Origin of the sequence: Micromonospora sp. NPDC047074 (assembly GCF_040643815.1) — a bacterium.
GTDB lineage: Bacteria > Actinomycetota > Actinomycetes > Mycobacteriales > Micromonosporaceae > Micromonospora.
In genome coordinates this window covers 1-21,270 of sequence record NZ_JBEYVB010000026.1, presented here as the reverse complement: position 1 = coordinate 21,270, position 21,270 = coordinate 1, and the positions used below count along the sequence as shown (strand labels likewise).

Genomic DNA, 21,270 nt, shown 5'->3' with positions numbered 1-21,270 from the left:
GTTCGGTCACCCGGACCTCGACCGGAGACCGGCGGCGGTCGGCCACGAGTGTGGCCGGTCGGCGGGGCGCCACGGGACGCGCCCCGCCGACCGGTCGGGGCGGCCGGTGCGGGTGGGATACGGGCGAGGGGGGATGGCCCGGCCTCACCGTCGCGCCGGCCGCCGGCCCCGGGTGGACACGAACTGGTACGACAGCACGGCGAATCCTGGATGGCGCAGGAGCCTGCGGAACGCCTCCAGCTGGCCGGGTGACACCCCCGCCTCGATCAGCTCGGGCTCCAACTGCCGGGAGTTCGTCTCGTACAGCGAGGCGCCGACCGAGCCGCCGGGCCAGCTCTGCGAGTGGATGACCGTGTCGACCTCGACCAGCCCCGCCGACACGAGGTGCGCGTGCACGTCCTGCGCCCAGGCCAGGTCCGCGCCGTGGCTCTGCAGGATGCCGAGCATCGCGTCCGTCACCTGGGCGAAGAGCTTCGCCGCGTCGTCGCTCGGCGCGGTCAGCACGCGCAGCGGCGCGGTGCAGTCGAACTCCTCGACCACCAGCCACCCGCCCGGGCCCAGCGCGCCGGCCAACGTCCTCAGCACGTGCCGCCGCTGCGGCAAATGCAGCAGCACCAACCGCGCGTGGATCAGGTCGAAGGCGTCCCCGGGCGGGGGCTCGGTGCGCACGTCGTGCCGGCGGACGTCGAGGTTGGCCGCCGGGGCGAGGTGCGCGGTGTCGATGTCGGTCGCGAGCACCCGTCCCCGCGGGCCGACCGCCTCGGCCATGCTCCGGGCGACCGAGCCGCCGCCGGCGCCGATCTCCCAGCACACGGCGCCCGGGGCGAGCACCGGAGCGCCGATCCGGGCCGCCGTGATCGGGTCCAGGAACGACTCCAGCGCCCGCAACTGGGGCACCGCCTCGGGCGCGCCGTTGTCGAAGGTGTACTCGGTGTCAGGGCCGCCTGTCGGCATCGTCGCTCATTCCTGTCGGAGTTGGTCGGGTCAGGCGCGCGGAACCGGGCCAGAGCCCGGGCGCTGGTCGGGAAGCCGGCGGTTCCCCGGCCGAGGCGACGCTGAGCATCGCCGCCAGGCGGCCCGGCTCGGCGCGGGCCTCGGCCACCGGTCGGTCGTAGACCACCCGGCCGTACTCGAGCACCGCGATCCGGTCCGCGATCTCGATGGCGTGCGGGAGCTGCTGCTCGACGAGCAGCACGGTCAGCCCGGTGCCGGCCAGCCCGACGACGAGGTCACGCATCCGGGCGGCGAGTTCGGGGGCCAGGCCCTCGCACGGCTCGTCGAGCAGCAGCACCCGGGGCTGGCCGAGCAGCGCCCGGGCTATCGCCAGCATCTGCTGCTCGCCGCCGGAGAGCTGGTCGCCGCGATGGCGCAGCCGGGCCGCCAGCCGGGGCAGCAGCTCCAGGATCCGGGCGACCGTCCAGCCCTCACCGCCGGGCGTCGCGGCCCGCCACGGCGTCGCCGCGAGGGCCAGGTGCTCGGCGACCGTCAGCCGGGAGAAGACCCGCCGGCCCTGCGGGACGAGACCCACCCCGCACCGGGCGATCCGGTGCGGCTGCCGACCGGCGACCTGCACGCCGCCGATCTCGATCCGCCCGGCGTGGGGCCGCACCAACCCGGCGAGGGTGTGCACGAGGGTGGTCTTGCCGGCGCCGTTACGACCGACCACCGCCTGCACGGTGCCGGCAGCGACGTCGAGGGTGACCTCGTGCAGCACGATCCCGCCGCCGTATCCGGCGGTGAGCCGCTCCGTCCGCAGCATCAGGGCATCCCCTCCGCGTAGGCCTGCCGGACCTCTCCGGAGGCACGGATCTCAGCCGGCGTGCCGGTTGCCACCGTCCGGCCGTCCCGCAGCACGCTCACCTGGTCGCAGAGCGCGTAGACCAGGTCCAGCCGGTGCTCGACCAGCAGCACCGCGACGGCGCGCGGCAGGACCCGCAGGAACTCCACCAGCCGGCCGACCTCCACGGCGGACAGCCCGGCGGCCGGCTCGTCGAGCAGGAGCAGGCGTGGCCGGCCGGCCAGGGCCATCGCGATCTCCAGTTGTCGGCGCTGCCCGTGGGCGAGCTGGCCGGCGGGGACCGCCGCGACCTCGCGGAGGCCGACCCGGTCCAGCCAGGCGCCCGCCGCCCGCTCGGCGGCGGGGCGCCGCGCGCCCGGCCGCCACCGGCCGGGCCGCACCACGTGCGGAAGCGCGGCGACCACCACGTTCTCGGTCGCGGTCAGGGTCGACCAGACGGCGGGACGCTGGTGTATCCGGCCGACGCCCCGCCGGGCCCGGGCGGCCGGCCCGAGCCGGGTGACGTCCCGGCCGGCGAGGGACACGTGGCCGGCGCCCGCCCGGGTCGCCCCGGCGAGCACGTCGAGCAGGGTGGTCTTGCCGGCGCCGTTGGGCCCGATCAGGGCGTGCCGCTGGCCGTACTCGACGCGCAGGTCGACGCCGTCCAGCGCGGCCAGTGCCCCGTACCGGACCGTGACACCCCGGGCGGACAGCAGCGGCGTCATGCGCGTACTCCCGTCGGCTCCGGTCGCTCCGTGCCGGCGCCGGCCGGTCGTGCCGGCGACCCCGGGAGCAGCCGGCTGCGCAGTCCCGACCGGTGCGTCTCGCCGGGCAACAGGTAGACGGTGACGACGAACGCCAGGCCCAGCACCAGGGGCGCGTGCCCGGGCAGCACGCCGAAGAGCCAGTCCCGGGCGGCGATGACGATCACCGCGCCGACCAGGGCGCCGCCGATCGACGCGGCGCCGCCGACCACCACCCCGAGCAGCAGCAGGGCGGAGGTGTCGAAGCCGAAGTCGGCCGGCGAGACGAACTGCTGGGCGACCACGAGCAGCGAGCCCGCGGCGCCCGCGACCGCTCCCGCCGCCACGTGCACGGCCGCCACCTGCGCCGGCACCCGGTGGCCGCTGGCCCGCAGCCGGGCCTCGTCGTCGCGGCGGGCACGCAGCAGCAGACCGGCCCGGGTACGCAGGATCAGCAGCACCGCGCCGACCAGCACAGCGACGACAACCAGGACGTACAGGTAGCGCGCCCGGTCGGTGGCGAGCACCGGCAGCCCCCACAGGGGACGCACCGGCGGCACCCCGGCGAGCCCGTCGGTGCCACCGGTGACCGAACGCCACCGCCCGGCGACGATCACCGCCAGCTCGCCGACCGCCAGCGTGATCATCAGGACGATCACGCCCCGGGCGGACACCACCAGCGGGACCGTCGCCGCGGCCAGCGCCGCCCCGGCCACCGCCGCGACGGCCAGGTGCGCCACCCCCACGTCGGAGAGCCGGCTGCCGACGACCGCGCTCGCGTACGCGCCCGCCGCGTAGGGCGCGGTCTGCCCCAGGGTGGGCAGCCCGGCGACGCCGGTGAGCAGCGCGACGCTCACGCCCACCAGGCCCAACGCGAGCGTACGGGCGAGCAGCGCCGCGGTGTAGTCGTCGACCGCCCACGGCGCCAGGACCAGGCCGGCCAGGACGATCGCGGCGACGACGCGCCGTAGCGCGCGTACCGCCTCGTCCCTCACGACGCCCTCCGCGCCGTGGCCAGACCCCGCGCCCGCACCGCGAGGACGACGGCCATGGCGGCGAAGAGCAGGAACGGCGCGGCCGACGGGACGAGCGCCACCCCGAGGGTCTGGATCTGCCCGACGGCCAGGGCGGCGAGCAGGGTGCCGGTCATCGACCCGAGCCCGCCGAGGACGACGACCACCAGGGACAGCAGCAGCACCGCGTCGGCGGTGTCCGGTCCGGGGCCGATGATCGGCGCGCCGAGCACACCCGCGGCACCGGCCAGCGCCCCGGCGGCGGCGAGCACGCCGACGCGGATCCACGCCGGGTTCACGCCGAGCACGGCCACCATCTCGGCGTCGTCGACGGCCGCCCGGACCAGCATCCCGGCCCGGGTGCGGCGCACCGCGAGGTGCAGCAGCACGGCGAGCACGCCGGCGACGACGATGAAGACCAGCCGGTAGGCCGCGTAGCGGTGCCCGGCCACGGCCACCGACCCGTCCAGCGCCGCCGGCACCCGCACCGGGGGGTCGTCCGGCCCGAACGCCCCGACGAGCAGGCTGCCCCCGACCAGCGCCACCCCGAACGTCAGCAGCGCCTGGGTGAGGTGGCTGCGCGCGGCGACCCGGGTCAGCAGCCCGGCGACCAGCGCCCCGGCCGCGGTGGCGGCGACGACCCCGACGGCCAGTGCCAGCAGCAGGCTCGGCCACCCGCCGTCCAGCAGCGCGGCGGCCGTGTAGCCGCCGATGGCGTACAGGGTGCCGTGGGCCAGGTTCAGGATGCCGGCGACGCCGAAGCAGAGCACCAGCCCCGCGGCCGCCACGAAGACCAGCAGCCCGTAGGCCACCCCGTCCAGGGCCGGGACCAGGTACGGGTCGATCCGGAAGTCGACCGCCACGGCGTTCACCCGCCGACGGTCGCGAGGTCACCCACGATGGTGTTGGACAGCGCCCGGCCGTCCTGGCGCACCTGGCGCAGGTACCACTTCTGCACGGGCGCGTGCGTGGTCGGGGAGAACTGCCAGGTGCCGCGCGGGCTGGCGATCTGGCCGAGCTGGCCGATGGCCGCGTTGACGCTCTCGGGGGTGGGGTCGTCCCCGGCCGCCGCGATGGCCCGGTCCAGCACCGCCGCGGCGTCGTAGGAGGCCATGGCGTACGTGGTCGGGGAGCCGTCGTTCTTCGCCTTCCAGGCGGCCACGAAGGCGCGGTTCTCCGCGTTGTCCAGGTCGGGCGAGTAGTTGAGCACCGAGTACACGTCCCGGGCGGCCTCGCCCTGGGCGTCGAGCACCCCGCCCTCGGTCAGGAACCCGGCGGCGTAGAGCGGCAGGTCTTTGATCTCCGACTGCGCGTACTGCTTGACGAAGTCGACGGCCGCGCTGCCGGCGTAGAAGGTGTAGACGGCGTCGGCGCCGGAGGCCTTGATCCGGGCGAAGTACGGCGTGAAGTTGGTGGTCGCCGGGAACGGGGTGAAGGTGGTCTTGCCGTCGGGGTTGGCCAGCGTGCCGCCGGCCGCGACGAACGCGTCGGTGAAACCACGCAGTTCGTCCCAGCCGCCCTGGTAATCGGGGCCGATGGCGTAGACGCTGCCCTTGACGTTGTCGCGCACGTGCCGGGCGATCGCCTCACCGGGCTCGTCGGAGAGGTACGAGGTGTGCCAGATCCGGGACACGTCCTTCAGTTCCGGCCGCCCGTTCGAGCCGACGAACGGCACCTTCGCTTCGTTCAGCAGTGGGTAGACCGCCGCCACCGACCCGCCGCCGACGACGCCGGTCAACGCGACCACGCGGTCCCGCTTGAGCAGCTTCGTGGCGGCGGGCACCGCGGTCGCGGCGCCGTTGCCCTCGTCGGCGACGACGAGCTCCACCTGCCGGCCGCCGAGCTTGCCGTCGTGGGTGCTCAGGTAGAGCTCGAAGCCGGCGCGGATCTCCTTGCCGACGGCCTGGTACGTGCCGGAGAGCGACGCGAGCAGGCCGATCTTGATCGATCCGGTGGTACCGGCGTCCCGTTCGCCGTCGGCGCAGGAGGCCGTGGCGACCAGGACGAGCGCGAGCAGGGCCGCGACGCGGGCACGGCTGCGCCCGGGGGTGCTGAGAGGCATGTCTTCTCCAGGGGATATGGAAGTTCCGGCGGGGACGCCGGGTGTCAGCGGCTGCGGCCGAGTGCCGCCCGGGCCGCCGGGGTCAGCGCGTCGCCGATGCGGTTCGCCAGCTCGGTCATCTCGTAGGAGACCTTGCCGACGTCGCACTGCGGGTCGGCGAGCACGAGCAGGGACGCGCCGTCGTTGAAGGCCATGGAGAACATGAAGCCCCCCTCGAGCTGGGTGACGTTGGAGATCACCGCGCCGGCGTCGAAGAAGGCCGCGGCGCCCCGGAGCAGGCTCACCAGGCCGCTGCCGGTCGCCGCCAGCTGGTCCGCCCGGTCGGGCGGGAGGCCGCGGGTGGCGGCCACCATCAGGCCGTCGCTGGAGATCGCGATCGCATGGCTGACCTCGGTGGCGCGCTCGGCGAAGGCGTCCAGCAGCCAGCCGAGATCCTGGTGGTCGGTCACGTGTTCTCCCTGTCGGGTCAGTTGTTGATCAGGTGGGGCCGGCGGCCGGTGACTCCCCGCGCGTACGCGGCCATCGCGGTGGCCACCTGGGCCGGGTCTCGGTACTCGGAGCGTTGCTGCGGCACGGTGACGCCGCCGGGCACCAGGTGCTGTTGGGGCTGACGCCGGGGCAGGCCGGAGGCGGTGGTGGCGACGACCTCGGGCGCGTCGGCCCGGGCTGCGGTGCGCCAGGCGTCGTCGGCGGGGCTGGCCCACCCGGCCCCGTCCGGGCCGCCGTGACCGGCGTGGAACCAGTGGTTGACCTGCTCGAAGATGACGAGTTCCTGGGTGGTATCGGCGGCTGGCCCGGACCGCGCCGGGGTGGGGCGGAACTCTGGCACCACCGGCGGCCCCAGGTCGGCCGCCGACCGCCCGGCCCACGGCTGCGGACCGGTCGGGTGCGGTGACGGCTGCGGACCGGTCGGGTGCGGCGACGACTCCGGGCCCGTCGGGCGCGGTGACGGCTGCGGGCTTGCCGGGTACGGCGGCGGGGCGAGCGTGGTCCGCGCCACGCGCCGGGACGGCCGGGTGGGGGTGAGCAGGAACTCCTGCGGTGGCAGAGGACGGATGATCGACGCCGGGAGCGCCGCCTCGGCGATGGTGCCGCGGCGCGGGCCGGGACGGAGCTGGACGGCCGCGCCCAACCGGGCGGCTAGCTGTCCCACGACGACCAGGCCCATCGCCCGCACCGCCGCGACGTCGATGGCCGGCGGCCGGGCCAGCAGGTCGTTGAGCTGCTGGCGCCGCTGCGGGGAGAGCCCCACGCCCTCGTCGCTGACCTGGACGATCACCCGGTCACCGAGGCTGCGGCCGGTCACCCACGTCTCCGTTCCCGGCGAGGAGTATCCGGTGGCGTTGTCCATCAGCTCGGCCAGCAGGTGCACGACCTCGTCGACGGAGTCGGCCGCGACGGCGACGTCGCCGTCGACCATGCCGAGGCGGATCCTCGCGTAGTGCTCGATCTGGCTCTGCGCGGCCTGGCACACCTGTTGCAACGGCACGTCGTGCTGGCGTACCCGGCCGACCCCCACGCCGCCGAGCACGAGCAGGCTCGCGTTGATCCGCCCCATCCGGGTGGCCAGGTTGTCCAGCGTGTACAGCTGGTCGAGTCGTTCGGGGTCGGTCTCGTCCCGCTCGACCCTGTCGACCTGTGCCAGTACCGCGTCGACCAGCCGCTGCTCCCGGCGGCTGAGGTGGATGAAGATGTCGGCCGTGTTGGCCCGCATGACCGCCTGCTCGGCCGCGGTACGCACGGCCGCCCGGTGCACGGCGGCGAAGGCCTTTCCCACCTCGCCGATCTCGTCGCCGTTGGACGGCTCCAACGCGTCCGTGGTCTCCCGGCGGGCCAGCTCGTCGGGGTCGACCGACGAGCTGTCGGGATGCTGGAGCCGGGCCACCACCTGTGGCAGCCGTTCGAACGCGACGGCGTTCGCCGCGTCCCGCAGCCGGCGCAGCCGCCGCGTGATCTGCCGGGCCACCGCCCAGGTGACGAGCGCCGTGAGCAGCAGGGCCGCCACCACGGCGGCGGCCTCCACCGCCGTCCGCCGCCGCTGGTCGGCGTGGGCGGACCGGATGTCGTCGAGCACCGCCGCGTCGACCCGTTGGCGCAGCTCGGCCAGGCGGACGGACCACTGCTGGGTCGCGGAGATCCATTCTCCCGGGTCCAGCCGCAGCCGGCTGCCCGCCCGGGTCCTCGACACCTCGTCCTGCAGTCGCTGCAACAGCAGGGCGTCCTCGCCGCTGCCCGCCTGTTCCCACCAGCCCCGCCAGGCGGGCCGGGCGAGCGCCAGGAAGGACAGGCTGGACTCGGTGAAGCCGGATCGGGCGGCGGTGATGTCCTGCTGCATGGCGGGCGTGAGCTGGTCGACCGTGACCGCGCGCAGGACGGCGACCTGCTGCTGGCCCGCCGCCTCGGCCACCTTGGACAGCGCCGCCGAGGCCCGCATGCCGTCCGCCACCCGGGCGTTGACCGCCCCGAGGGTGATGCTCTCGCGGAGGCTCAGCAGGTCGGCGATCGCAATCCGGTAGCTGAACGTCATCGCCGAGACCGAGGCGTGCGCCGCCGTCCGCACCTGCGCGCGCAGCGGCGGTAGATCCTCCAGCGCCAGGTCGATCCGTTGCAGCGCGGTCCTGCTGGGGTCGGGTCCGGAAGGCACCCGCGTCCGCTGCCCGCGGTAGCGGGCAACGGCGTCGTCGGTGGCCCTGGTGGCGTCCACGAAGGCTTCCTGCTGCTCCGTCCCGCCCCGGCTCAGCAGGTCTGCGGCGACCACCCGCTCGCGTTGCAGCCGGTGGGCCAGGTCGCCCGCCTCGGCGCCGAGGTGCGCCAGCAGCCCCAGCTCGCTCGCGCGGGTCGTCTGCCGGGCGCTCTCGGTCAGCGCGAGGCCGGCGAATCCCATGACGGCGACCAGCGGGGCCGCGACGATGAGGCGCATCCGGGTGGCGATCTTCCAGCTGCGGCGGCTGGTCGGGTAGGGTCGGGCCGCGTGGGACCTTGTGCTCGACGCCAAGACTGACTCCCGCGACTCATCTAAGACGGCCAGTGCGCACCTTGCCGTTTGCACGTCTCATTCGGCCGGAACCCGAGCCCGCAGACCAGACCTGACGGTGGTACAAACGGCTCGTACCACCATCTGTACCCAGCCTCGGCAGCGCCGCCCCCACCCCGCCGTCGCGGTCCCGCCGCAGGTCAGGACCGCCCGGACCGCCCGCCCGACGGACGCGGTGGGACATCCGCCTCCGGCTGGCCGCCGAGCACCTGACCGATCAGCTCCCGCAACTCGTCGATCGCCGCGACGACCGCCTGCGGATCGCGGGCGTCGCGCCGGACGACCGGCGCCGCGACGGTCGGGCCGGGCCGCTCCACGTCGCCGGACCGGGGGCCCCGGCGACCGTCCGCCGCCAACTGCTCCTGCGCCACCTGCGGCCACAGCGCCGCCAGGCGACCGTCGGTGCCGAGCACCTCGTCGCAGCGGACAGCGAACTCGTGGCTGCCGTACCGGCGGCCCGACTCGACCGCGGCGACCGTCTCGCGGCTGAACCGCACCCGCTCCGCCAGGGCCCGCTGGGTCAACCCCTGCCGGACACGCCAGGCACGCAGTTCGGAGCGGAACCGGTGCATGGCACCGGAGCCGGTGACACTTGGCGGGGGTGTGCGATCCATGTGTTCACCTTCGCGACGCCGACGACGGAATCGACATCGGCGTCAATCGACGTTGGGCGATGACCGGGCATTCGCAGGGGACAATTCTTAACCCACAACCCGACAAGTGTGAAGATGCGACTTCAGAAAGTAGTCACCGGCGCCCGGGGCCGCCGTCCGGCCCCGGCGGCCCACGGGGTTCGCGCGCACCCACCGGGAGCCCGCGCGCCACCAGCCGGCCCACCAGGAGTACCACCGGAGCGTCACCGCGCGACCTCCGGTCAGCTGGCGACAGGCGTCGCCGGGCCGTCGGACGATGCGACGGCATCGATGACCACGGGCAGGCTCCGGTGCGCCCGGAAGGCGGCATTGACCTTGTAGGAACGGTGATGGCCGGCCGCCAGGCGCAGGCCGGGAATTGCTTGGGCGAGCCGGGTCAGCGCCACTCGCGCCTCCAGTCGCGCCAGTGCCGCACCGATGCAGAAATGGGGACCGTACCCGAACGAAAGGTGCGCGTCCGCGTCAGGCCGGTGCGGATCGAATTGTTCCGGACAGGCGAAGACCGCCGGATCCCGATTCGCGGCGCCGATCAGCAGCAGGCAGCGTGCTCCCGCCGGAACGGTGACGCCCCCCATGGTCACCGACCGACGGGTCACCCGCAGCCAGCCGTCGATGGCGGGCGCGAACCGCAGCGCCTCGGTCAGGAACGCGGGGATCCGCCGGGGATCCTCGCCGAGTTCCCGCCACCGGCCCGGGCTCGACAACGCCTGGTCCAGCGCGTGGGCGAGCAACCCGGCCGTCGTCTCGTGCCCGGCGACGAGAAGGTTGAACACGATGCTCGACACCTCGGCGGTGGTGAGCACCCCGTCGTCGCCGTCGCGGTACGCCAGCAGCTGACTGACGTAGTCCTCGCCGCGCCGGGCGCCGTCGAGCCGGGCGCGGACCAACCGCTGGCAGTAGTGCCAGAACTCCAACAGGCCCCGGGCGAGCCGCACCTGCTCCGCCGGATCCGGGCGGCCCCAGATCAACGCGATCTGGCCGTCCCCCCAGGCCCTGACCCGCCCGATGTCCCCCTTCGGCACGCCGAGGATGTCGAGCAGCACCAGCAGGGGCAACTCGGCGGTGAACGCGCCGACGAGGTCGGCCCGCCCGCCGGAGTGGGCGACGAGCCGGGACACCAGTTCGTCGACCCGGCGCTGGACGATCGCGCCGTAGCGGTGCTCGACGCGCTCGGCGGTGTTGGCGAAGGTCGCCCGCAGCGCCCGGCGGGTCCGTGGGTGCACGGGGGGATCCGCGGCGGCGGTGGTGGGTGGCGCGTCGAGCTGCGCGAGGATCCCCATCGCGTCCGGGCAGACGTCATAGATCGGGGCGAGGGTGAGCGCGTTGCCGAAGGCTTCGGTGTCACCGAGCGCGCGGCGGACGTCGGCGTGCCGCGAGATCAACCACAACCCCAGGTCCGGATCGTGGTGCACGCGCTCAGGATCGGCGAGAAGCCGCCGCCACACCTGTGCGGGATCGGTGAGATAAGCCCCCACGAACGGATCCAATCGCATGACCGCCTCCTGGAGTGCCATGACAGCGGACCAATTAGCCGGACGACCACCGAGGCCCCCGGGTAATCGCCGGACGCCTTTCACGGTGCGCCCATTCCGGGATCAAGTCAATATCAGCGTCCTTCAATGTAGAGATACGCGATTATGAAGACCTCGACGCCGCGCCCGCCGCCTCGTCCTGCAACTTGCGAGATGCCCCTTGCCCACTGACAGTGGCGATGAACAGGGTAAACGACCCGGCTGCGAGCATCGGGCCGTTAGATCGGCCGGCCCGCCCGCGTGTCGGCCACAGCCGAGCGGATATGCGTCCGTCCTCGACCATCACCCGCCCGGCATGGCGCACCGGTCGACTTACACACCGCGCCAGAAATGGCGTCGTCCCGCTTTCGAGAGCGGGACGGTCCAGTGCCGGAAGGAAGATCCTCGGTACGAACGCGACGGGCCCGGGACGAACGGCCCGCCCCGCCGCGCCGGCGCGCACTCCCGCCGGCACGCGGGCTCACGACCAGCCGACGCGGCGGGCTCACGACCAGCCGACGCGAGCCACACGCTCACGTCGGGCCGGGCGGCCGGCGACGATCCACCGGCCGGCCCGGCCCCGGTGTCACAGAGTGCGGGCGAGGCGATCGGCGAGGATGCGGGTGAACCGCGACGGGTCGGCCAGTTCCCCGCCCTCGGCGAGCAACGCCAGGCCGTAGAGCAGCTCGGCGGTCTCCTTCAGCGGCTCCTCGGTGCCACCCTGCTCGTGCGCCTTGCGCAGCCCGGCGACCAACGGGTGCCCGGGGTTGAGCTCCAGGATCCGCTTGACCGACGGCACCTCGTGCCCCATCGCCCGGTACATCTTCTCCAGCGTCGGGGTGATGTCCTGCGCGTCGCCGACGACGCAGGCGGGCGAGGTGGTCAGCCGGGACGAGAGGCGGACCTCCTTGACCGAGTCGGCGAGGGTGGTGCCCATCCAGGAGAGCAGGTCGGCGAAGTCCTGGCGCTGCTGCTCGCGCTCGGCCTCGGCCTCCTTCTTCTCCTCCTCGGTGTCCAGGTCGACCTGCCCCTTGGCGATGGAACGCAGGGGCCTGCCGTCGTACTCGCCGACCCGCTCGATCCACACCTCGTCGACCGGGTCGGTGAGCAGCAGCACCTCGTAGCCCTTGGCGCGGAACGCCTCCATGTGCGGCGAATTCTCGATCATGGAGCGGGAGTCGCCGGTGGCGTAGTAGATGTCGGCCTGCCCCTCCTTCATCCGGCCGACGTAGCCGGCGAGGTCGGTGGGCTCGGCCGGGTCGTGGGTGGAGGCGACCGAGAGGATCTCCAGGAGGGTGTCCCGGTTCTCCGTGTCGTCGATCAGGCCCTCCTTGACCACAGCCCCGAACTCGGTCCAGAAGGTCCGGTAACGCTCGGCGTGGTTGGCCTTCATGTCCTTGACCGTGGCCAGGATCTTCTTGACCAGCCGGCGGCGGACGACCTGGATCTGCCGGTCCTGCTGGAGGATCTCCCGGGAGATGTTCAGCGACAGGTCGTGCGCGTCGACGACGCCCTTGACGAAGCGCAGGTGGTTGGGCATGAGCGCTTCGCAGTCGTCCATGATGAAGACGCGCTTGACGTAGAGCTGCACGCCGCGGCGGCCCTGCGGGGCGAACAGGTCCAGCGGGGCGTGCGAGGGGATGAAGAGCAACGCCTCGTATTCGAAGGTGCCCTCGCCCTTCATGTGCACGATGTCCAGCGGGTCGGCCCAGTCGTGGCTGACGTGCTTGTAGAACTCCTTGTACTCGGCCTCGTCGACCTCGTCGCGCGGCCGGGCCCAGAGCGCCTTCATCGAGTTGAGCGTCTGGGTCTCGGTCTTGGTCTCGTCGCCCTCGCCGGGGCGCTCGACGGTCATCCGGATCGGCCACGCGATGAAGTCGGAGTAGCGCTTGACGATCTCCCGGATCGTCCACTCGGCGGTGTAGTCGTGCAGGCTGTCCTCGTCGTCGGCCGGCTTGAGGTGCAGGGTCACCGAGGTGCCCTGCGGCGCCTGCTCGACCGGCTCGACGGAGAAGGTGCCCTCGCCGGCCGACTCCCACCGGGTGCCGCCGCTCTCCCCCGCACGGCGGGTCACCAGCTCCACCCGGTCGGCGACCATGAACGCCGCGTAGAAGCCCACGCCGAACTGGCCGATCAGCTCCTGCCGCGCCCCCGCGTCGGAGGACTCGCGCAGCTTGTGCAGCAGCTCGGCGGTGCCGGACTTGGCGATCGTGCCGATCACCTGGACGACCTCGTCGCGGGACATGCCGATGCCGTTGTCCCGGACGGTCAGTGTGCGCGCCGCCTTGTCGACCTCGATCTCGACGTGCAGGTCGGAGGTGTCGACCTCCAACTCCTTGTCGACCAGCGACGCCAGGCGCAGCTTGTCCAGCGCGTCCGACGCGTTCGAGATCAGTTCACGCAGGAAGACGTCCTTGTTCGAGTAGATCGAGTGGACCATCAGCTGGAGCAGCTGACGCGCCTCGGCCTGGAACTCCAACGTCTCGGCCTGGTTGCTCACACCGTGTCCTTTCTTCCTCGTAAGCCCACCGCGGGTACACGGAAAGGATACGAGCCGTCGCCGACGACGGATCGACGGGACCGCGGCCCGTCGACGGCCGCCCGTTGCCCCGGGGCCGTACCGTCGCAGATGGCGTCGCCGTCGCCGCCGGAAGAGCCGAGGCTGGTGCGACCGCCGGTTCGGGCGGTCAGTACGGTGGGGATGTGTCTCTATGGATGGCCGCGATGTGGGGACTGGTCGGCAGCGCGGTGGCCGAGGCGCTGAACCTCTCCGGGATGATGCGCCCGACCAGCGAGTCCGGGGGCCGGTGGCAGTGGCCGTGGCGGGACCGGCGGGACGCGCCGATCGTCGTGTTCGCGGTGCTGCTCAGGACCGTGGCCGGCACCGGCCTCGCCGCCGCGGCCGGGGCGGGTGGCCTGGCCACCACGGCGTTCGCCAGCTTCACCTTCGGAGTCGCGGCGCCGCTGGTGATCGCCAAGATGTTCGACCAGGTCCGGGTGGCGGACCGGCCGACCGACGCCGGCAACGACGGCCCGAGCGGCGAGCACGATGACGGCGCGTGAGAGCCTGCTGGGCAGGTTCGTCGCCGCGCTGGCCGCCCGGCCGGCCACCACGAGCGCGACCGTCCCCCTGCGGGCCAGGACGAGGCTCGCCGCCGCGCTGGCCGCGCGGCCGGTGGCCGGCCGGGTCACCGGGCCGCTCCCCCACCCCGGGGACGACGGCGACGGGAAGCTGACCCACCGGGTCAGGACCGTACTGGCCGGCGTCCTGGGCATCACCCCCGACCAGCTACGGGTCGACGCCGACGGAGACGTCGGCATCCGCGCCGGATCAGCCATGATCTTCGTACGGGCGCAGGACGACCCGCCGCTGGTCGACGTCTTCTCCCCGTTGCTCACCGGCGTCGAACCGACCGAGTCCTTGTACCGGCGGCTCTCCGACCTGACCAACGGCCTCGTGGTGGGGCGCGTCTACTGCACCGGGGACACCGTCTGGGCGTCCATCCCCGTGTTCGGGCAGGACTTCGCCCCCACCCACCTGCTGCTGGCCCTGCGCGCCATGATCGCAATCGCCGACGACCTCGACGACCAGCTCCGGCGGGAGTTCGGCGGCAGCCGTTTCTTCGGCTCCGAGTCCACCGGCCTGGTGGCGGTGCCCGATCCGACCGGCTACCTGCGCGACCTCGACCGGGCCGGCGCGAACGGGGCCGGAAGCGTCCTGGTCGATCTGCTGGCCGACCGGGGACGGACGGCCGAGCTGCGGGTCCGCGCGGACCACGGCGACTGGCACGCCGCCGCCCGGCTCGCCGCACTGCTCGCCGCACAGGGCGACACCGACGAGGCCGAGCGCTACTGGCGGGTCGCCGCCGAGCAGGGCGATCCGCGCGCCCGCGACGAGTTGGCCACCCTGCTGGCCGCCCGGGGCCGGCCCGACGAGGCGATCGGCCTGCTCCGGCAGGCGGTCGACGGCGGCGACTGGCGGCACCTGCCGCTGCTGCTGACGCTGCTCACCGAACGCGGCCTGGTCGACGAGGCGGTCGCGCTGCTGCGCCGCCGGGCGGCCGACCAGGGCTGACCACCACCGCCCGCACCCGGATGAGGCGACGCCGCACCGGCGCGGGCGTCCACGCCGCCGTTCCCGCAACCGTGCCCGGCGGCGCAGCGGCGCTACCCCGCCGCCGTCGGTAGCCGGCGACCCGGATCCGGGCGGAGAGGTGTCGGAGGGCGGTTGCCCGGGTACGGAGAGCGGCTGGGGTGCCGGCGGACGCGCAGCTTGGGCCGGGTGCCAGGATGTGCGGATAACACCAGCAAGGGGCATCGGGCAAGGGTCGTCCGGCCCGGAAGTGAGGGCTGCGATGAGGGGCCACCGAGGGTGACGCGGCCCACGGGAGACCTGTTCGCCGACGGCGGGGAGACCGGGCGGCTGATGGCGCGGCTGGACTGGGCGGCCACCCCGCTCGGCCCGGTCGACGACTGGCCGCAGAGCCTGCGCGCGGCCGTACGGATGCTGCTCTCCTCCCGTTACCCGATGCTGCTGCTGTGGGGCGACCGGTTCACCCAGCTCTACAACGACGCGTACTCGGCGCTGATCGGCGACAAGCATCCCGGCGCGCTCGGCGACGACGTCCGGGTCACCCTCGCCGAGGGCTGGGACGTGCTGGCCCCCCTGATCGACGAGGCGATGGCGACCGGGGTGGCCAGCTGGGTGCCCGCGCTGCGGCTGCTGCTCGACCGGGCCGGCTACCGCGAGGAGGCGTACTTCAGCGTCTCGCACGCCCCGGCCCGCGACGACGACGGCCGCACGGTGGGCGTGCTCACCGTGTGCAGCGAGGTCACCGACCAGGTCGTCGGCGAACGCCGGCTACGCCTGCTGCGCGACGTGTCCCTGGGCGGCGACGGGCGGACCGTCGACGTCGCGAGCACCTGCGCCCGGCTCACCGAGGCCCTCGGCGGCCACCCGTCGGACGTCCCGTTCGCCGCAATCTACCTGCGCGAGGGGCGGCTGCTGCGCCGCGCCGCCTGGGTCGGCGGCGAGCCGGTGGCCGAGGCCCTGCCGGACACGCTGCCCACGGGCGGGGAAGGTGGGTGGGGGCTGCCGGCGGCGGCCACCGGCACGACGACCGAGGTGACGGGTGTCGCCCAGCGGCTCACCCTGCCCGGGGGCCCCTGGGGCGACCCGGTCCACACGGCCCTGGCCCTGCCGCTGCCCTCGGCCGAGGCCGGCCAGCCGCTCGGGGTGCTGGTGGCCGGGGTGAGCCCCAACCGCGGGCTGGACGAGGCGTACCGGTCGTTCTTCGCGCTGCTGGCCCAGCAGGTGGCCGTCGCCGTGCGCAACGCGCGGGCCTACGAGGAGGAACGGCGGCGGGCCGAGGCACTCGCCGAGCTGGACCGCGTCAAGACGAGCTTCTTCACCAACGTCAGCCACGAGTTCCGCACGCCGCTGACACTGATGCTCGGCCCGCTGGCCGACGCGCTCAACGACAACGAGCACCCCCTGCCGGCGGCGCAGCGGGAGCGCGTCGACACCGCCTGGCGCAACGCCACCCGGCTGCTCACGCTGGTCAACAGCCTGCTCACCTTCTCCAGCCTGGCGGCCGGGCAGGGGCACAGCGAGGCACGCGAGGTCGACCTGGCCGGGCTCACCGCCGACCTGGCCGGGGTCTTCCGGGCGGCCGTCGAACGCGCCGGGCTGCGGCTGGAGGTCGACTGTCCGCCGTTGCCCCGCCCGGTCCGCGTCGACCCGGTCAACTGGGAACGGATCGTCACCAACCTGCTGTCGAACGCGCTGAAGTACACGTTCGTCGGCCGGATCCGGGTCGGCCTGGCGGCCGACGACGAGGAGGTGCGGCTGACCGTCGCCGACACGGGCATCGGCATCGGCGAGGCGAGCCTGCCCCGGCTCTTCGAACGGTTCCACCGGGTACGGGGCGTCCGGTCGCGCAGCATGGAGGGCACCGGCATCGGGCTCGCCCTGGTCCGCGAGCTGGCCCGCCTCGAGGGCGGCGACGTGCGGGTGGAGAGCGAGGTCGGGGCGGGCACCACGTTCACCGTGGCGCTGCCCTGGTCCGCCGCGGGCCGGGCCGCCGGGCCGGTGACGGACGTGGCGGGGACCGGGGACGCGGCCCGGGCCGCCGCCCGCGAGGCCGCCGGCTGGCTGACCGACCCGGCCCGGGCGGCGGCGTCCGCGCCGGCCGGCCCGCCGTCGCCGGCGTACGGTGCGGTGGAGGCGCTGCGGGACGCGCGCATTCTCGTCGCCGACGACAACGCCGACATGCGCGCCTACCTGGCCCGGCTGCTGACCGGACAGGGCTGGCGGGTGGAGACCGTCGGTGACGGCCGGCAGGCACTGGCGGCGATCCACCGGGCACGGCCCGACCTGGTGCTCACCGACGTAATGATGCCCGACGTCGACGGCTTCGAGCTGGTCCGCCGGCTGCGCGCGCAGGCCGGCACCCGAGGGCTGCCGGTGGTGGTGCTCTCCGCCCGCGCCGGCGGGGACGCCAGCGCGGCGGGACTCGACCTGGGCGCGGACGACTACGTCGTCAAGCCCTTCGCGGCGACCGAACTGATCGCCCGGATCCGGGCCGCCCTGATCCGCGCCCGCACCCCGCAGCGCCGCCCGGCCGACCCGGCGCCGGAGGCGGACGACTCCGCCGGGGCGGCCTTCCCGGCCGGTACGGACCCCGTGGTCGACGTCCCGGCGGTCGCGCCGGGCATCACGCCCCCGGTCGGGCACGGAGCACGGGACGGGGGCGAGAGGGCGGCACCGGCACACCCGACCGCGTTGGACACCGGGTGGACGTACCCGTCGCGGCCCACGTCGGCCGCCGCGATGCGCCGGAACGTGCGGGCCTCGCTGGAGTCCCTCGACCTCGATCCGGACACCGTCGAGGACCTGCTGCTGGCCGCCTCCGAGGCGGTCAACAACGCCGTCGAGCACGCCCAGCGCCCGACGCGGCCCGAGGTCCGGGTGCGGCTGCGGGTGGCCGACGGCACGGTGCGGATCTCCGTGCGCGACTTCGGCACCTGGCGGGACCGCCGGCCGGCCATGGACCGGGGACGCGGCGCCACGCTGATGAAGGCGTACGGCGACGTGCGGATGTTCTCCACCGCCGAGGGCACCACCGTCACCATCGAACGCCGGCTGCCGCCCGCGTCCTGAGCGGCGCGGCAGGCGGGTCAACCGCGATCGGCGCGGAACTCCTCGTCCTCCCGCCGCTCCCGTGCCTCGCCCGCCAGGGACGCGTCGGCGGCGCGGCGCAGCGAGCGGTGCCGGGAGAGGTCCTCGCGGGCCGGCGCACCCTGCCGGGCCCGCCCCGCCGGCTGGGCCGGCACCCGGGGGGCGTCCCCGGGCTCGGTGACCAGGTCCTCGGTCTCCTGGACCAGGTAGTGCGGCCGGCGCTTGGTCTCGTAGTAGATCCGGCCGATGTACTCACCGATCACGCCCAGGATGGTCATCTGGATGCCGCCGAGCCCGATCACGCTGACGATGATCGTGGTGTAGCCGGGAACGTCGATGCCTTTGCTGACCGCGTCGGCGACCACCCACGCCATGTAGACCACCGCGATGAGGGTGAGGAACAGGCCGCCGTAGATGGCCAGCCGCAACGGCCGGTTGTTGAACGACAGCAGACCGTCGAACGCGTAGTTGAAGAGCTTGCCGAACGTCCACCTGCTCCGGCCCGCCTGCCGGGTCTCGTTGCGGTGCGCGACCACCACCGTCCGGAAGCCGATCCAGGAGAACAGCCCCTTGGAGAAGCGGTTGTACTCCGGCATCGCCAGCACCGCGTCCACGGCGAGGCGGGACAGCAGCCGGAAGTCGCCCGCCCCGTCCAGCAGCCGCACGTCGATCCACCAGTTGACCACGCGGTAGAAGGAGCGGGTGGCCAGCATCCGCAGGAACCGGTCGCCACGCCGGTCCCGGCGGGCGATCACCTGGTCGAAACCCTGCCGGTACAGCGCCACCATCTCGGGCAGCAGCCGCGGCGGATGCTGAAGGTCGGCGTCCATGATGACGACCGCGTCCCCGGTGGCCCGCTCCAGGCCGGCCAGCATCGCCGCCTCCTTGCCGAAGTTCCGGCTCAGCGACGTGTAGCGCACGGACGGATCGGTGGCCGCGAGGCGGCGCAGGGCCACCAGGGTGTCGTCCTCGCTGCCGTCGTCGACGTACACCACCTCGATGTCGACGTCGGACAGTTCAGCGGTCGCGGCGGTCACCGCCGCGTGCAGCCGCTCCACCGACGCTTCCTCGTTGAAACAGGGCACCACCACGGACAGGCGCACGCCCGTCACCCCGCCCGGCCCGGGACCGGGCGAGGCCCGGCGCCTCGGCGCCGGGCGCTCACCTGGTCACAGGCGGTAGACGAGCACACCATCGATCTCCTCCCGGGTGATGCCCAGGCCGTCGATCGGCCGGGCCGCGATGCCCTCCCACGGCGTCCCCGCGGCCCAGCCCGGCAGGGCCACCACGGACCGCACCCCGATGCTGCGCAGATAGGCCACGCTGCCCGCGTCGGGGAAGGTCGCCGTCGCGGCCCGGGTCTGCGCCTGGGTGGCGGGTTCGAACCCGGCCAGGCCGTTCGTCACCCGGGGGAACCCGTCGGTCGTCCACAACATGAAGATCAGGTCCACGATGCCACCGGCGGGCAGCACCAGGGTCGGCTCCACCGCCGCCACCGTACGCATCGCGGCCGGCGGGGGCGGGACCACCGGATGCGCCGTCCGGTTGACTCCCTCCACCGCGACCAGCGCCAACGGCACCAGCAGGAGCACCGGCGCCAGGAACCGGAGTGCGCCCCGGACCGACCATCGCCGTACCGCCTCGGCGAGGACCGTCACCGCGCCCGCCGCCAGCACGGCGAGCACCAGGCTGGTCCAGTGCATCATCCGGCCGGGCGTACGCAACGCGTCCCATCCCGGCAGGTGCTTGGACAGCGTCAGGTAGCCCGGGTCACCGTCGCCGCCGAGGGTGGCGCCCAGGCCGAGCAGCACCGTACCGAGCACGCCGAGCCCCAGCGCGACCCGGTGCCGGGCCGGATACACCGAGACGAACAGCCCTGCCACGGCCAGGGCGAGCAGGGTCATTCCGGGCAACAGCGCCATCTCCGGCGGCCAGGACAGCTGTTGCCGGGCCACCTCGTGCCGTTCGCCCCACCACCACGAGTCGGCCGGTGCGGTGATGAACCCGATCAGCGGCGGGGAGAACATCTCCGTCCAGTCCAGCGTCCGTACGGCCTGCGGGTTGAGGTCGACGATCTTCAGGTAGACCAGGCCCAGCAGCAGCGTCGCCGCGCCGAAGACGGCGCCACCGGCCAGGTCCGCGACCAGCAGCCGCCGGCCGAACTCGGGGCGTTGCCCGCGCCGCCACCACGACCAGCCGTAGCAGCCGGCACCGACCAGCACCACGGCCAGCAGGAAGTACACCAGCGGCAGCCCGATGCCGAAGCCCAGGCTCACCTGCCAGGCGGCGACCAGCCATCCCGCCAGCGCCCAGCCCGGCCGGCTCCGCTCCGGCCGGTACCCGTGCCGCAACGACCAGCCGTGACCACGGGCCAGCATCGCCAGGCACAGCGCGATCCCGCCGCTGGACAGGATGTTCAGGTGACCGGCGTGCGCCAACCGCCAGGGCGCGTACGCCCACGCGATCCCGGCGACCGCGCCGCCCAGCCGGCCCGACCCGAGTTGCCTCGCCAACGCGTACGCCCCGACGAACGCCAGCGCGTGCACCAGCACGTACGTCACGTTGTACCGGATCAGGGCGGCCTCGAAGCCCGACCCGATCATCCCCAGCGGGGCGTACCCGAGCAGGGTGTCGCTGTAGGCGAACGTGTACTTCTCGGGGAAGAACGTGTTCGAGTGCCACAGGCCGAGCGGGTTGCTGGACAGGGCGTGCCCGCCCCAGGCCATCTGCCACGCCTGCAACGTCGGGTCGCCGATGTCGCCGGGCACGGTGCTCGCCGGATGTCGCATCGTCGGCCACGTGAACACCACGGCCAACAGCAGTCCGCCGAGTGTCGCCAGCGTCCATTCGTGTCGCAGCCAGCGCCAGCGGTCCCTCCCGCCCGGGTCCCCGGCGGCGGGAACCTGGTGGTCGTGGTCGGCGGTTTCAGCGGGCGGACGGGCGTCCGTGGACCCGGTGGTCATGAAGATAGATCATCCACGATACAGAGCGTGATGTCGATCCGCGTCCCACGAAACCACCACGCAACCCGCACGACACGTCCGGTTTACAGGCTTATCACCCCACCCACCGCACCACCCTCCCCAAAGATCCACCCGCACCCAACCCCGACCACGCCCTCCCACACACTCCACCCCGCCCCGCACTCCCGCCGCCGCGCTCCCACCGCCCCACCTCCGCGATCTTGCACTTTGTGCCCATGATTCGCGGCATACGCCGGCTTTGCAAGGGCAGAAAGTGCAAGATCGCCGAGGCGGGGGGGGGGGGGGGGGAAGGCGCAGCGGGTTGTGAGGGGTT

Annotated in this window: 15 protein-coding genes and 1 pseudogene; 3 read left to right on the top strand and 13 right to left on the bottom strand. The window is 73.8% G+C overall.

Features of this window, described 5'->3' with window-relative positions:
• Positions 1–144: 144 nt before the first annotated feature.
• The 11 genes from ABZ809_RS24385 to htpG form a co-directional block, all read right to left on the bottom strand.
• Entirely contained in the window at positions 145–954 is an 810-nt protein-coding gene (locus tag ABZ809_RS24385; RefSeq protein WP_357564896.1) for a methyltransferase domain-containing protein, read from the bottom strand.
• A complete protein-coding gene (locus ABZ809_RS24380; RefSeq protein ID WP_357564895.1) occupies positions 935–1,759 on the bottom strand; it encodes an ABC transporter ATP-binding protein in 825 nt (274 codons plus the stop codon). The genes ABZ809_RS24385 and ABZ809_RS24380 overlap by 20 nt, the downstream gene beginning before the upstream one ends.
• A complete protein-coding gene (locus ABZ809_RS24375; protein WP_357564894.1) occupies positions 1,759–2,502 on the bottom strand; it encodes an ABC transporter ATP-binding protein in 744 nt (247 codons plus the stop codon). The genes ABZ809_RS24380 and ABZ809_RS24375 overlap by 1 nt, the downstream gene beginning before the upstream one ends.
• Positions 2,499–3,515, bottom strand: coding sequence for a branched-chain amino acid ABC transporter permease (locus tag ABZ809_RS24370; protein WP_357564893.1), 1,017 nt, complete (start codon positions 3,513–3,515; stop codon positions 2,499–2,501). The genes ABZ809_RS24375 and ABZ809_RS24370 overlap by 4 nt, the downstream gene beginning before the upstream one ends.
• Positions 3,512–4,405 (bottom strand): branched-chain amino acid ABC transporter permease, encoded by an 894-nt coding sequence (locus tag ABZ809_RS24365; protein ID WP_357564892.1) that lies wholly within the window; start codon positions 4,403–4,405, stop codon positions 3,512–3,514. Before ABZ809_RS24365 ends, ABZ809_RS24370 begins: the two co-directional genes overlap by 4 nt.
• Entirely contained in the window at positions 4,402–5,595 is a 1,194-nt protein-coding gene (locus ABZ809_RS24360) for an ABC transporter substrate-binding protein (RefSeq protein WP_357564891.1), read from the bottom strand. The genes ABZ809_RS24365 and ABZ809_RS24360 overlap by 4 nt, the downstream gene beginning before the upstream one ends.
• 44 nt (positions 5,596–5,639) lie before the next feature.
• Entirely contained in the window at positions 5,640–6,044 is a 405-nt protein-coding gene (locus ABZ809_RS24355; RefSeq protein WP_357564890.1) for a roadblock/LC7 domain-containing protein, read from the bottom strand.
• A gap of 17 nt (positions 6,045–6,061) precedes the next feature.
• A complete protein-coding gene (locus ABZ809_RS24350) occupies positions 6,062–8,590 on the bottom strand; it encodes a nitrate- and nitrite sensing domain-containing protein (RefSeq protein WP_357564889.1) in 2,529 nt (842 codons plus the stop codon).
• A 179-nt stretch (positions 8,591–8,769) separates the two neighbouring features.
• Complete coding sequence (locus ABZ809_RS24345; protein WP_357564888.1) at positions 8,770–9,243, bottom strand: helix-turn-helix transcriptional regulator; 474 nt, start codon at positions 9,241–9,243, stop codon at positions 8,770–8,772.
• A gap of 260 nt (positions 9,244–9,503) precedes the next feature.
• Positions 9,504–10,775, bottom strand: coding sequence for a cytochrome P450 (locus ABZ809_RS24340; protein ID WP_357564887.1), 1,272 nt, complete (start codon positions 10,773–10,775; stop codon positions 9,504–9,506).
• 604 nt (positions 10,776–11,379) lie between these two features.
• Positions 11,380–13,293: a molecular chaperone HtpG gene (gene htpG, locus ABZ809_RS24335; protein WP_357564886.1), complete on the bottom strand. Its 1,914-nt coding sequence runs from the start codon at positions 13,291–13,293 to the stop codon at positions 11,380–11,382.
• A gap of 203 nt (positions 13,294–13,496) precedes the next feature.
• Here htpG and ABZ809_RS24330 point away from each other — a divergent pair, with 203 nt between their 5' ends.
• The 3 genes and pseudogenes from ABZ809_RS24330 to ABZ809_RS24320 all read left to right on the top strand — a co-directional run bounded on the left by ABZ809_RS24330 (position 13,497) and on the right by ABZ809_RS24320 (position 17,955).
• The gene (locus ABZ809_RS24330) at positions 13,497–13,856 is read left to right on the top strand and encodes a hypothetical protein (protein ID WP_357564885.1); all 360 of its coding nucleotides are present in this window, start codon (positions 13,497–13,499) and stop codon (positions 13,854–13,856) included.
• Positions 13,857–14,034: 178 nt separating this feature from the next.
• Positions 14,035–14,421, top strand: a pseudogene (locus ABZ809_RS24325) (hypothetical protein); the annotation flags it as partial.
• 744 nt (positions 14,422–15,165) lie between these two features.
• Positions 15,166–17,955 carry an ATP-binding protein gene (locus ABZ809_RS24320; protein ID WP_357564884.1) on the top strand — a complete coding sequence of 930 codons (2,790 nt, stop codon included), beginning with the start codon at positions 15,166–15,168 and terminating at the stop codon, positions 17,953–17,955.
• A gap of 17 nt (positions 17,956–17,972) precedes the next feature.
• On the opposite strand, the gene ABZ809_RS24315 is transcribed toward ABZ809_RS24320, so the two are convergent.
• Both ABZ809_RS24315 and ABZ809_RS24310 read right to left on the bottom strand, forming a co-directional pair.
• Positions 17,973–19,085, bottom strand: coding sequence for a glycosyltransferase family 2 protein (locus tag ABZ809_RS24315; RefSeq protein WP_357564883.1), 1,113 nt, complete (start codon positions 19,083–19,085; stop codon positions 17,973–17,975).
• A 57-nt stretch (positions 19,086–19,142) separates the two neighbouring features.
• Positions 19,143–20,936, bottom strand: a complete 1,794-nt coding sequence (locus ABZ809_RS24310; protein WP_357564882.1) for a hypothetical protein — start codon at positions 20,934–20,936, stop codon at positions 19,143–19,145.
• Positions 20,937–21,270 lie beyond the last annotated feature (334 nt).